Origin of the sequence: Marivirga sericea (genome assembly GCF_900177665.1) — a bacterium.
Lineage (GTDB): Bacteria > Bacteroidota > Bacteroidia > Cytophagales > Cyclobacteriaceae > Marivirga > Marivirga sericea.
On sequence record NZ_FXAW01000001.1, the window covers coordinates 819302 to 833051 of the forward strand.

Here is a 13750-nt window from a genome sequence, read left to right on the forward strand (position 1 = left end):
TCAATAGAATTTCCTGTAAGATGTTGTGCGTTTTTAGTCACTTTTCTAGATCCCAATTGTAGAGTTATAATTTTAAGAGATTCCTGTTGCAGGTTAATCTTTCATCATCTGAACCCAGCCTTTTCTTTGACCTATTTCCCCACATTCAGTTTCGTATTTTAACAAATAATAGTAAGTCCCTGAATAGCCACTTTCAGCATACCAATTAAAATTTTGATCATAACTCTGATAAACTTCTTTTCCGTATCTATCATAAATCGATATGATGAATTCCTTGAAGGGATAATCGGTTTTAATTCTAAAAGAATCATTATACCCATCATTATCAACTGTAGAGATATTAGGTACAAATAGATCTTGCGGATTTGGTTTAAAGAAAACGGATACAGTATTTGTCGTGAATTCGCAGTTTAAGCTTCCAATGGTACAAAAATATTCCCCACTTTTGTTTACTATCAATTGAGCATTCGCTGAATCTAGCTCTTGAAAAATCGCACTATTTTCTTCTTTAAAATACCAAGTCAGCTCCTCATAAGAGTCTACATTTTCAATGCTTATCATCGCTTCCGATTCACAGTATTCTAATTCCCCTGATAAATTAAGCGCTGGAGATATTTCATGATTAATAATCTGAAATTCCTCTTCTATCTCATCACATTTAGAATTCAACAAGCTCACTTTGTAAAATCCTGGCTCAGTTGTTTGAATTCGAGTAAAATCCATCGCAGAGTCTAGAAGCTGATAATCATCTTCCATTTCATTTTTATGGTACCAGGCAAACATATTCTGGCTCCTATTTAACGCAATATATAACTCTGCTTCATCATTGGTACATTTCGTTATGATGCTGTCTGCTTTTGATTGAAGCACTGTATTTGGATATATTTCAAAGGTTTTTTCTTCTATACAGCCATTCAAATTATAACTAACGGTATGCTCTCCAGCTTGTAAAGTTGCAATATCAAGGATGTTATTTTCAAGTACAACTTGGTCTAGACTTAAAATCCCACCCTTAGGACTTACCTTCAATTCATATTCAGTAGTGTTATTACATAAATTAGGAATGCTATCTAATGCTGGCTGTAGTGCAGTCGTAAAAACTGAACCTGATCTAAATCCACTTTTAGTATCAGCTTCTGGATTACCTAAAATTAGGAATCCATTATCTAATTCGATAGCACTTCCAAACCCACTTTTTGTATTGTTCTCAGGATTATCAAGCATTTCCATCTTATTCCCATATGCAAATTCATCTTCAGTGATGGAAATTAGGTCAAATTTATAAAGATGGTCATTTTTAATTTCCTCATTCCGTAAATCTTTGGCTTGAATAGTAAGATCATTTCCATTTATAGCTAGGTAACTTCCAAATTGAGAATAATCATCTGTTTCCTTGGGTGTTATATGGAAATCTTCATAATTGATGCTTCTATCGGTTGAGTTCTCTGGAATCCTAAAGCCATATACTCTTCCTGTTGCAGACTCATAATCCTCCTTGCTTTTGAAATTAGGGTCTCCCACAAGTAATAAATCATCTTTAATTGCAATGCTTGTTCCAAATCTTGAGAAAATATCTCTATAGGAAGACGCAAAACGATAATCAGGCAATCCATTCTGAAAGGCTTCAGAGTTAAATTTATAGACATAAACATTTAGATTTCTTGAGGCACTTCTTGATACATTGCCAGTGCCAATTACCATGTATTTATCGTTTATGATCACATCTTTTCCGAATCCATCATAATTGTAATTTTCATTGTTTTCAAATTGTAAATGTAAGTGGAATTCCTTGCTAGACTCATTGTATTGATATAAGTAGACTCTCCCGCCAGCTCTTGTGCTATATAAATCATTCTTGATTTCACTTATAGCAAGATATCCATTGTAATACGTAATATTTCTACCAAATAAGCCTTGTTCATTTTCCGATTTCATATCAGGAGACACCAAGGATGTCAGGTATTCCCAATTATTTCCTTGTCTTTCATAAATATATACCTTACCAGTTGAGTAGTAATTTTTACCATCAATCAAACTATCATAGGTCGGTGCTCCTACAAAAAGCAGATTTTCAGATATCTCAATGCGACCTGCAAATGCATCACCATTGACTTCTTCAGGCGCTATTACTTGTTGTTGGAAATCCCACTGTCCATTTGATTTCTCATAAATGTAAACACTGCCTGCTTGATCACCCCATTTATTAGCACTTCCCTTTGCTCCAATTGCCAAAGTGTTAAGGCTTACTGACAGTTGAAAACCAAATTCATCGTCTGATGCGGAAGTGAACCCTCCTGTAAACGCATATTTATACTTTTCTATGTCTGCGCTAGAATTGGGTTCTAAATCATAGATTAAAACGTGTTCGTTTTCTTGATTACTTTCCTCTTCGTAAGTGTGCCTGGTGCTTATTATCAATTCATCGCCAGTGCTAATTGGGTTGGTACCGAAGACCATTTTTTCATCTCCAATATCATTAGGTTTTACGATCTCTTTTTCAATGTATCCTGTAGGAACTGAATTATCAGCCATGTAGAGCTGAAAATTTTCTTCCAGTACAGGGATGCTCCAGAAGATAATATCGTTTTTTACGGTGAGCTCTACTTCACTTCCCGTATAACCAATCGACTTTTCAATGTATCGACTTTCCTGCATGTCAGTCCAGCCTGTGGCAGGTTTATCAAAAATGAAGAGACGTGAAAGCATTGATGATTTATCATATGAATTAGCAACATATAGTTTATCATTTTCATAGGCCATATTGATACCGAATCCAAATTGATTGCTGCTACTTGCTTTCAAAACAGCTTTCGGATTAATATTCCATTCATTTTCGCCATCCTTTTCAAAAACGAATATAGCACCTTGCAATTCTCCCTCTTTTGTGGTGTAATCTGGATTAGAAATAAATAATACATCGGATTTGAAAACAATGGATGTATTATAGCCATAAAAATTCCTATCTGCACTGCTTAAGGTATCATCTAAAAGAATAGAGTTTTCATTTACAAGGTCAATGATTTTAATCTTTACCTGACTGCTATAATCTTGGGAATTCCTGTAAATAATGGCCAATTCACCCTTTTCATTTAGTTCCATTTCAAATATCCCTACTCGGTTATTGGAATTTACCGTGTCTTCTAAGACTATTCGCTCAGTTTCTACTGAAGGCCAATTTCCTGATTGATTCTGCCTGTAAATGTAAAGAATTTGATTTGCACCCTCATTTGAACTATACAAATTACCTTTCGCTATAATAACGCTATCACTACATATTAAATCACTTCCCAAGGCTTGGCTTGATGATGTATTTTGAGTGGCCAATTTCTTAATAGGACTCCAGCTTTGGTTTTCCTTTTTGTAGAGATGGATAACCCCAGCATTATAAGCCAATGAATCATTGAGATGCTCGCTTACCACAAGGTATCCATTACTATAGCTGGTTGTAGCACCATAATTATTTTTGGTTTTTAATGTTGCTTCAGGTATTAATTTCTGATTTCCACATTGGCTAAAACCCTTTTTGTACTGGATAAATAAAATGGAAAATAGAATGAGTAGTAAAGTTGTTGAACGCATTATTGGGCTTTGGTAGTAGAGCAAATATAGCCAACAGATTAACTTCCTCTAAAAAAATCCAAACTATTTTATATGTGCTAAATGTAAGTTTATGCTTTAAGAATAAAAATAAAAAATAGTATCTTGGTTCAAAGATTTATAAATCAATCAAAATTACAATTATGGACTTAACCGAATTTATCATTAGATTACTTTTATCAGCAGCTGCTGTTTTTATAACCGCTAAAGTACTTTCAGGTGTAAAAGTAGAAAGCTACGGACAAGCAATAATCGTGGCTATTGTACTGGGAGTCATCAATGCGGTTGTAAAACCCATTTTAGTTTTCTTAACCATCCCGATTACCATTTTAACCCTCGGATTGTTTCTCTTGGTTATCAATGCCCTGATGATCATGTTGGTAGATAAAATATTAAAAGGATTTTCTGTAAAGAGCTTTTGGTGGGCATTTTTCTTTAGTATTATTCTGTCGCTCTTGAATGCTATTTTGCAATCTATATTCTAATGGGCTTTAAAAAATAATAGCTTGTGAAATGAGGTTTAGACACCTCATTTACAAGCTATTAAGAACTTCCAGTTCATGTCATTTTTAACCGATACCCATGGCAATTAAATCCGCCAGTACAACAATTCCCTCTCTTAAATAAGGGTCTTTGATCTCACCATCAGTATTAATTTTATTAATCAGTTCTGGGTCAGCAGATATTTTCTCCTTTAATTCATTAGCTGCATTTCTTCTATCCATTGCTTTCTCATTTTCAGCTTTTCGAATATCTATGTTCAAACTAACTCTTGATAAGCTTTGTTGATTAATGGCTTCATCTACATCATTTTTTAAGCTTCGGAGGTATTGTTCTTCATTTAATCTCTTCTCGTGTTTTTCATTTAATTTAGCTAAGGTCTTATCATCTATGTAATTAGAGGGCTCAAATTCAGAACTTTCTATTTGATCCCATTCTAATGCACGCTCATAAGAACTTTCTCCAAATGTTTTTGCGGTATAAGGTGACGGCATTTTAATATCCGGACGGACGCCTTTATGCTGAGTACTACTTCCATTCACTCTGTAATATTTTGCCAAAGTTAATTTTACCTGTCCAAGCGTGTCTTGCACTTTCGGTACAAATTGATTCAAAGAAATCAAATTCTGTACAGTACCTTTTCCAAAAGTATTTTCACCTATCACAACGCCTCTTTTATAATCCTGAATTGCACCAGAAAATATTTCAGAAGCAGACGCGCTAAAACGATTGGTCAGAATTGTGAGAGGTCCATCATAATAGACACTTTTATCTTCGTCTTCACCCAACTCAATGCTTCCATCTGAGTCCCTGATCTGAACAATTGGTCCTTCTTCGATAAATAAGCCACTTAAATCAATAGCTTCTTGCAAGGATCCACCTCCATTTGATCGCAGATCCACAACAATTCCATCTACTTGGTTTTTTATGGTATCTAAAATGGCTTTAACATCTCTGGTGGTACTTCCATAGTCTTCCTCACCATTGCGCATAGCCTCAAAATTTAAGTAAAAGGAAGGAATAGTAATTATACCAATTTTGTACTGATTTCCTTCTCTGTATACTTTTTTCACTTCCGCATACGGAACCTGATTATCTAATTTGATTTTATCTCGTACGATGGTGATTTCTTGCGGAACTCCTGTTGAAATCGGAGTACCTGCTTCAATGATTTTTAATCTTACCGTGGTACCTTTAGGGCCTCTAATCTTTTGCACTACATCATCCAATCGCCAACCTGTAATATCTACATAATCTCCATCTGTTCCTTGTGCTACTGCTAATATTCTATCATCAGTATTGACCATTTTACTTTCAAATGCAGGACCTCCTGGCACAACGGAAGCTACTCTAGTATAACTACCGTCTGTAGTAAGTGTAGCTCCAATTCCTTCCAAAGATTGGCTCATTCTAATTTTAAAATTCTCAGAGGTGATTGGCGAAAAATAGCTACTGTGAGGATCAAAACTCTCCGCAAACGTATTCATATATAATTGGAAAACATCTCTGCTTTCATATTCAGCAATTGTTTGCTTTAAACGAGCATAGCGTTCTTTAATTAATCGCTCTATAGTTGTATCGGCCTTATCGTCTAATTTGTAATCAAGTGCCTGACTTTTAATAAGCTTTCTCCAACGTTCATTTAGTTCAGCTCTTGATTCTACATGATCTAAGGAATCAGGATCAATCGTTAAGTACTCTTCTTTATTATAATCAAAATCATAAGAGAGTTCGTTTTCAATGAAATTCATTCTATCTGAAAATCTTTCTCTAAAAACATTGAACACTTCATAGGGTGGTAATAAATAGCCTAATTTGATATGGTCATCCAAACGCTCCCGATATTTTCCAAAACCTTCTAAATCTTCTTTCAGGAAGTAATGCTTGTTAACATCTAAAGAAGATAAATATTCATCATATATAATAGTAGAAAGTTTGTCATCTATAGGAGTCTTCTGGTAATGGTATTGCGTCAAAAGGCCCGCTACTAACCTAGCTTCCATAGATTGATCTTGTGTCGGACTCAGTTTTGCAAATTTATCATTCTGCGCAAAGCTTGTTAAGCCCAACAGAACAAATGATATAATTAAAAGTATATTTCTCATGGTCGTATTATTGTAATTCAAAAGAGTCAACGAAATTTCCTGATTTTATTTTCGTGAATTTGATAAACGGTCAAATTGCAAGAGGTAGTATACTAGGTGATTGATGATCTTGATAAAATAAATTTCTTTTATCGTTATCCAGCTCCAAAATAGCTTCATCCATCATCCATTTTATATAGTTATTGAACCTATGGCCCATCCAAACGCTTGAATTTAATATCACTGCATACGTATAGCCGTCTTCTTTCCTTTGAATGAAACATGCAGAGCCTGCTAATGTTCCAGTCCTCCAAAAATTTTCTCCTCTTGCTCCTTTCCATCCGTAAGCATCTCTATAGCTGTTTCCACTCACCATTAAATCTCGACTTTCATTGGATAGCAACTGATAAGAATTATTTGGATCAATTAAGGCCACCAATTTTGTTAATTGGGAAGCGTTTGCAATCCAACCACCGGCAGCACCTAAGGTGTGTATATCACTTCCACCATAGGGTTTCTCAACTGCTTCGTAATTTCCGTCAAATGATGGAAACTGATAAGCGCCTGGATGATTATAATAATGTACTTCAAATGGTCTTCTCTCCCATTCATAATTTCCGGATATGCGCATTCCATAAATTCCATTGGGCTCTAAGATATTGCGCACCACATAATTTTCATATGAAGTGTTGGTCTTTTGTTCAATGATTTTCCCTAATAACATATATCCAAAATTGGAATAGGCATATTGAGTGCCGGGTCTGTACCTCAAGCTTCTGTGCTTCAAAACAAATTCAATTATATCATCTTCAGAAGGTGGTCCCTCTAATTCCATAATTCGCTTTATCTTATCTGCCTGAAACATGAAGTCACCATCTCTCCAACTCCATCCACCTCTATGATTCAAAAGATGTTTAACTTTAACATTTTTATGCTTTGGGTCTTTCATTTGATCGAAATGAGACAATATACCATTCGTCCCGAATACATTTTCATCTAAATCAACCAGACCATCATCGACCATTTTCATGATAGTAATGGCCGTTATCAATTTGGATGCACTCGCAATTCTAAATAGATGCTCGGTTTGAACTTGCTCTTGAGTATTTTTATTAGTGACCCCATATCCTTGAGCATATATCAGTCGATTATCTTTCATAACAGCAACTGATGCCCCTTTTATATCCCATCTATTCAGAAATGTGTTGATCTCAAGATCAAAGGCAGGTTTGAATTCAGTCGAATCCATAGTAGGTGCAGGACTTACTAGATTAAAATTGATGTAGCTAATTTGGTCTTGATTTCCTTCATCGACTGAACGCGTGAAGGCTACTTCTGATGTGGTGTAAAAGGCAAAACTAATTGCAGTTACCCCTAATAAAATTGCAATTATTACTGTTCTTTTCCTCAACTGGTTTAAAATAGTTAATTATTAAAAAATTATGATACAAATACGTAGTAAATAGCCAAATATACAACATTTTACATGAAATGTATAGGTTATTCACACCCCTTAGAAACGATTTTTTGATAAATTAATTCCAAATAGCCCTAATTTCTTTCAACAATAAGGTTAATTTTAGATTTGTAAAAGAGCCAAATTCTTGATTTATAGATTTTAATGAGATACGACTACATTATCGGAGGTGCGGGTTTAGCAGGTTTAACTTTAGCATGGCAAATGGTTGAAAACGACTTATTAGAAGATAGGAATTTGCTGATAATAGATGCTGATAAGAAAGAGACCAACGACAGAACTTGGAGTTTTTGGTCTAAACCTGAACTGTGGATTGGTGATTTACCAATTAGTCAGTCATGGGGTAAAGCAGTAGTGAAAGGAGAAGATTTTGATCTCTCTCAAAACTTGAAGCCTTATCGATATTATAAAATTGAAGGAATCGACTATTATAAGTTCGTACTAGATAAATTAAAGAAAAATAGCCAAGTTACTTTTATTCAAGACCTTATCACTTCTGAAAATGAAGAAGAAAAAAGTATTAACACCCAACAGTCGACCTACTATTATAAAAGCTATTTTTTTAAATCGTATTTTTTTCCTGATGAGATTGCAGCATTAGCCAATCCTAAAAAACATTTTATATGGCAGCATTTCTACGGATGGAAGATAAAAACAAAGCAAAATCGTTTCAATCCTGATGAATTTACCTACATGGATATGCAGGTGCCTGAAGTTGAAGGCGGTTTAAGTTTTGCTTATACTTTACCTGAGTCACAAAAAATATCTCTAGTTGAATATACGTTATTTTCAGCCGATTTATGGAAGAAAGAAAGCTATGAAAAGCATCTAAAGAATTATATAGAATCAAACTTAGAAATCTCAGATTATGAAATAATAGAGGTTGAATTCAATAAAATCCCGATGACGAATTCCATCTTCGTGAAAAGGTCAAAAAGTATAATTCCCATAGGAACTTTAGCAGGTACTGTAAAGCCCAGCACCGGTTATTCTTTTATGAGAAACTATAAGCACGTCCAGCAGATAGTCGAAAGCTTGAAGTCAGGACAAGAAGATTTTGCTTTAAAAGAATCCTCTAGATTTAGATTTTATGATGAAGTGTTGATGAATGTTTTGCATACTGGCAAAAGCAGCGGGCATGAGGTATTTGGAAGCATGTATAAGCGAAATAAACTAACACAATTGCTCAAGTTTTTAAATGAAGAAACTAACTTGTTAGAGGATATTAAAATCATGAATACAGTACCTAAATGGCCTTTTATAAAGGCTGTAGCAGAGGAATTATTTTGAATTCCTTATCACTTGTTGATAAGGAATCGTCACCAATATCACTTAAACACAGAAATTAATGATTTACTTTTCATTTGAATTAAAATGAAATCGCAAGCCAATGTTAACACTTAAATAGCTTCCTTCATGTAATACTGATGCATTGCGTTGCGGTTCATTTTTATATTGGTATTGAATATTTGTCTGCTTGAGATTCGTAAATCCTCTGTTGTAGGTAAAAGTAGAATAAATATTAAATTTTGGGCTAATTTTAAAGTCAAAGCCTGCTTCCGCTGCGGCTGTGAAGAAGTATTTGTTCCAAGACGTGTATTGCGTTGTATAAGAATATATTTCATTTCCATTCTTAGTAGCTGAACCTTCTCCACTGTCTGAATTAAAGTTTGTCCCCACACGAGTTGGGTCTGTGACACTTAAATTGGCACCTATGCTTCCCGTAGCAAAAAGCCAATCACCGAACAAAGGGATTCTTGCCCTAGTTCTAACAGGAATATGATAGTATGCACCACCACCTTCAATTCCGCTCCCCCCTTCTTTAAAATGTAAAGAAAACCCACTCTTAACAGGTCTTATTGCTATTCCGCTCTCAATACTAAAAACTGAATTTAACTCATAGCCTGCTATTAAGGTAGCTCCTGGAAAATCCAAAGTCCTGATATTTGAAGGTCCTGCGGCATTTCCTTCATCTGTAACTTGGTAAAGGTCATAAATAAAGTTTGTTTCTGTTGATATATAAAATTTTGACTGAGCACTAGCTTGGAAACCAGCTAGCATGAGTCCAGCAATGATTAATGAGGTTGATATTTTCATTTTTAAATCGTGTTGTTTCACATATTAACTCTGTAGTTGTATAAATAGTATACTTATAGTAGCTAAAAATAGATGAGGTCCAAAATCTTTAGCAGTATAACGATTTTGAGTAATCTCTTACTTTTATGTTTTATACCTTTCAGAGAAATTTACCTTTAATAGAAATTAATTAGCACAACTCCCCTATTGGAATTGAATCCTTTTCAGCTAATTTTGCATCACAATTAGACAATCATGAAAGAAGGATCAGAATCACTTAATTTTTTGGAACACATTATAGAAGAAGATCTAAAATCAGGTTTAGCCAAAAACCATCTTCGTTTTAGATTTCCTCCTGAGCCCAATGGCTATTTACACATTGGTCATGCAGCCTCAATTTGCCTCAATTTCGGATTAGGTGAAGGTCATGAAGCCCCTGTAAATCTGCGCTTTGATGATACAAACCCAATTAAAGAAGAGCAAGAATTTGTAGACTCTATCAAGCATAATATCGAGTGGTTAGGATTTAAATGGGCCAAAGAATGCTATACTTCTGATTACTTTCAGCAGCTTTATGATTGGGCAGTTGAGCTAATTAAAAATGGCAAAGCTTATGTAGATGGCCAATCCCCAGAGCTAATAGCCGAACAAAAAGGCACTCCAACTTCTCCAGGAAAGCCAAGTCCGCACAGAGATCGACCAATTGAAGAGAATTTGGAGATTTTCGAGAAGATGAAAAATGGGGAGTTTCCTGCAGGTTCATATGTATTAAGAGCAAAAATCGATATGGCATCACCTAATATGTTGATGCGAGATCCGTTGATGTACAGAATTCTTAATAAAGCTCACCACAGAACAGCTAATGATTGGTGCATCTATCCTATGTACGATTGGGCACATGGGCAATCTGACTACCTTGAGCAGATTACGCATTCATTATGTACATTGGAATTTAAATCACACCGAGAGCTCTATGATTGGTTTTTGGATCAAATTTATGATGAAACCAAAATAAGACCAAAGCAAAGGGAATTTGCCAGACGTAATTTGAGCTACACAGTGATGAGTAAGCGAAAATTATTAGAATTGGTGCAAAGTAAAACCGTTGCAGGTTGGGATGATCCTAGAATGCCTACTATTTCAGGATTAAGAAGGAGAGGCTATACTCCTGAATCAATCCGCAAATTCAGTGAGCTGTCTGGAATCTCTAAAAGAGATAGCGTTACTGATGTTTCATTATTGGAATATGCCATTCGTGAAGATTTAAACAAAAGAGCGACACGTGCAATGGCGGTTATTGACCCGGTTAAATTGGTCATCACCAATTATCCCGATGGAAAAACAGAAATATTAGAAGCGGAAAATAATCCTGAAATGGAAAATTCAGGATCCCATGAAGTACCGTTTTCAAGAGAGTTATACATTGAAAAAGAGGACTTTAAGGAGGATGCTGGAAGCAAATACTTTAGGTTGACCATTGGAAAAGAAGTTCGATTAAAAAATGCTTATATCATCAAAGGAGAATCGATAGTAAAAGATGCTCAAGGCAATATTGCAGAGATTCACTGTACAGCAGATTTAGACTCTCGATCAGGCAGTGGAACTGAAGCCAGCATGCGAAAAGTAAAGGGCACTTTGCATTGGGTTTCTATTCAACATGCCGTCAAAGCTGAAGTAAGGGAGTATGACCGATTGTTTTTGGACGAAGCCCCTGACAGCCATGGAGATAAAAGCTTTATGGAATTCGTCAATCCTGAATCCTTAAAAATAACTAAAGAAGCCTATGTAGAGCCGTTTTTACAAAAAGCTCAGTTGGAAGATAAATTCCAGTTTCAAAGGGTCGGCTACTTTACGTTGGATCAAGATGCCACAGCAGATCATTTGATTTTCAATAAAACAGTTGGATTAAAGGATTCATGGGCCAAAGCACAAACGAAAGAGCAAACTCAAGTTCAACAGCAAAAACCAAAGGAAGGAACAGGAAGAAGTGCAATTAATGAAGTTCAGAAGATTAGTAAGAAATATACTAATCTGTCTGGTAATAAATTGGAAACCGCTAGAGCAAACATCATTAAATTGGCAGAAGATGTTCAATATGAGGAATTAGAGCCTCTATTTGGCACTGCGAAGAAAAAGGTGGGTACCCGAATTGGTGCTACTATTGCCTTAGGCGTATTATTGAAAAAAGGCCTAGAAAAGAATGAAGCGATAAATGCTTTTATTCAAGCTGGTTTAGAAGATGATAATGAGCTATTAGTGGAAGAAGCTAAGCATATAGCATAATTTAATATTCGAAGTTAATTCAATCCTATGAAATGCATAGGTCAGTACCGAAGGTCAGACCGGAAACAGCTAAACTTCAATCTCATGATTATAACCAATGAAAAATTAGCTGATAAGCTGTATTAATTCTGATTAGCTTTAGAAGGATATTCTGTAGATATAAAACCGGTCTGACCTCCGGTACTGACCTAATCGAGTGCTTTGGCTAACAAAATGAGTTGCATCAGTCAGAACAGAAAGCTTGCACTCAGGACACAAAATGAAAGCTCGTAGATAGTAGTGATCCGATGCAATGCATAGGTCAGTACCGAAGGTCAGACCGGCAACAGCTAAACTTCAATCCCATCATTATAACCAATCAAAAATTAGCTGATAAGCTGTATTAATTCTGATTAGCTTCAGAAGAATATTTTGTAAATATAAAACCGGTCTGACCTCTGGTACTGACCTAATCGAGTGCTTTGGCTAACAAAATGAGTTGCATAAGTCAGAACAGAAAGCTTGCACTCAGGACACAAAATAAAAGCTCGTAGATAGTAGTACTCCGATCCTTTGGAATGCATAGATCAAGACCGAAGGTCAGACCGGCAAGTGCTAAACTTCAATCCCTTGATTATATCCAATGAAAAATTAGCTGATAAGCTGTATTAATTCTGATTAGTTTTAGAAGAATATTTTGTAGATATCAATCTATCTGACCTCCGGTTATGCCCTAATCGAGTGCTTTGGCTGACAAAATGATTTGCATCAGTCAGATCAGAAAGCTTGCGCTCAGGACACAAAATGAAAGCTCTTAGGTAGTACTCCGATCCTATCGAATGCATAGGTCAGTACCGAAGGTCAGACCGGAAACATCTTTAGTATAAAGTGTTTTTTCGATTCTTCTCTTTTTGTATTTTTGATTCTATGAAATTAGTTGCCGATAACATCTATCATGTTTATAATCAAGGAAATAATAAGGAAACCATTTTCAGAGATCATGAAGATTATATCTCTTTTTTAAAAAGAGTACGAAAAAGAGTTTTTCCGATTGCTGAAATTCTCAATTATTGTTTAATGCCTAATCATTATCATTTTCTAATTTATACAAATCAAAAATCTATTGAATCTATTCAATTAGGACTATTAGAAAGTCAAGTGTTGAAAAATAGCTTTAGATTAATAAATAGTAGTTTTTCAATTGAATTTAATAATAAGTATACCCGTACAGGTTCTTTATTCAGACAAAAAACAAAATTTAAATTACTAGAAAATAAAAAAGACAACTATCCATTTATATGTTTTAACTACATTCATCAGAATCCTTTGAAAGCAGGATTAGTTAAAAAAATGGAGGATTGGAAATATTCTTCATTCCAAGATTATTTAGGAATCAGAGAAGGTACACTGTGCAATTTTGAATTGGCTGAAAAATTGATTGATATTCATAAAGATGATTTTTACAATACTTCCTACTCTGTCATCAATGAAAAATTAGCTGATAAGCTGTACTAACTCTAAATAGCTTTAAAAGGATATTCTGTAGATATAAAACCGGTCTGACCTTCGGTACTGACCTAATTGAGTGCTTTGGCTGACAAAATGATTTGCATAAGTCAGAACAGAAAGCATGCGCTCAGGACACAAAATGAAAGCTCGAAGGTAGTAGTCCGATCCGAAGCAATGCATAGGTCAGTACCGAAGGTCAGACCGGCAACAGCTAAACTTCAATCCCTTGATTATATCCAATGAA

The 13750-nt window shown here is 35.1% G+C and carries 8 protein-coding genes; 4 read left to right on the forward strand and 4 right to left on the reverse strand.

Going from position 1 to position 13750, the window contains the following annotated elements; translation table 11 throughout:
• Positions 1 to 93: 93 nt before the first annotated feature.
• Positions 94 to 3579, reverse strand: a complete 3486-nt coding sequence (locus B9Y84_RS03225) for a T9SS type B sorting domain-containing protein (protein WP_085515647.1) — start codon at positions 3577 to 3579, stop codon at positions 94 to 96.
• A gap of 161 nt (positions 3580 to 3740) precedes the next feature.
• On the opposite strand from B9Y84_RS03225, the gene B9Y84_RS03230 reads away from it, so the two are divergent.
• Entirely contained in the window at positions 3741 to 4082 is a 342-nt protein-coding gene (locus tag B9Y84_RS03230; RefSeq protein ID WP_085515648.1) for a phage holin family protein, read from the forward strand.
• 84 nt (positions 4083 to 4166) lie between these two features.
• Here B9Y84_RS03230 and B9Y84_RS03235 read toward each other — a convergent pair whose 3' ends face one another.
• Positions 4167 to 6203 carry a carboxy terminal-processing peptidase gene (locus tag B9Y84_RS03235; protein WP_085515649.1) on the reverse strand — a complete coding sequence of 679 codons (2037 nt, stop codon included), beginning with the start codon at positions 6201 to 6203 and terminating at the stop codon, positions 4167 to 4169.
• A gap of 70 nt (positions 6204 to 6273) precedes the next feature.
• Positions 6274 to 7593, reverse strand: a complete 1320-nt coding sequence (locus B9Y84_RS03240) for a serine hydrolase domain-containing protein (RefSeq protein WP_085515650.1) — start codon at positions 7591 to 7593, stop codon at positions 6274 to 6276.
• A gap of 210 nt (positions 7594 to 7803) precedes the next feature.
• On the opposite strand from B9Y84_RS03240, the gene B9Y84_RS03245 reads away from it, so the two are divergent.
• Entirely contained in the window at positions 7804 to 8949 is a 1146-nt protein-coding gene (locus tag B9Y84_RS03245; RefSeq protein WP_085515651.1) for a lycopene cyclase family protein, read from the forward strand.
• A gap of 63 nt (positions 8950 to 9012) precedes the next feature.
• Here the strand turns inward: B9Y84_RS03245 and B9Y84_RS03250 are convergent, their stop codons facing one another.
• Positions 9013 to 9756 carry an outer membrane beta-barrel protein gene (locus B9Y84_RS03250; protein ID WP_085515652.1) on the reverse strand — a complete coding sequence of 248 codons (744 nt, stop codon included), beginning with the start codon at positions 9754 to 9756 and terminating at the stop codon, positions 9013 to 9015.
• Positions 9757 to 9990: 234 nt separating this feature from the next.
• On the opposite strand from B9Y84_RS03250, the gene B9Y84_RS03255 reads away from it, so the two are divergent.
• Complete coding sequence (locus B9Y84_RS03255; RefSeq protein ID WP_085515653.1) at positions 9991 to 12018, forward strand: glutamine--tRNA ligase/YqeY domain fusion protein; 2028 nt, start codon at positions 9991 to 9993, stop codon at positions 12016 to 12018.
• A gap of 906 nt (positions 12019 to 12924) precedes the next feature.
• Positions 12925 to 13512 carry a transposase gene (locus B9Y84_RS03260; RefSeq protein ID WP_085515654.1) on the forward strand — a complete coding sequence of 196 codons (588 nt, stop codon included), beginning with the start codon at positions 12925 to 12927 and terminating at the stop codon, positions 13510 to 13512.
• The last annotated feature ends 238 nt before the right edge of the window (positions 13513 to 13750 follow it).

Bases quoted from the DNA above. Each gene is read 5' to 3' on its own strand.
- B9Y84_RS03225 (WP_085515647.1), bottom strand. From the start codon at position 3,579: ATGCGTTCAACAACTTTACTACTCATTCTATTTTCCATTTTATTTATC.
- B9Y84_RS03230 (WP_085515648.1), top strand. From the start codon at position 3,741: ATGGACTTAACCGAATTTATCATTAGATTACTTTTATCAGCAGCTGCT.
- B9Y84_RS03235 (WP_085515649.1), bottom strand. From the start codon at position 6,203: ATGAGAAATATACTTTTAATTATATCATTTGTTCTGTTGGGCTTAACA.
- B9Y84_RS03245 (WP_085515651.1), top strand. From the start codon at position 7,804: ATGAGATACGACTACATTATCGGAGGTGCGGGTTTAGCAGGTTTAACT.
- B9Y84_RS03250 (WP_085515652.1), bottom strand. From the start codon at position 9,756: ATGAAAATATCAACCTCATTAATCATTGCTGGACTCATGCTAGCTGGT.
- B9Y84_RS03255 (WP_085515653.1), top strand. From the start codon at position 9,991: ATGAAAGAAGGATCAGAATCACTTAATTTTTTGGAACACATTATAGAA.
- B9Y84_RS03260 (WP_085515654.1), top strand. From the start codon at position 12,925: ATGAAATTAGTTGCCGATAACATCTATCATGTTTATAATCAAGGAAAT.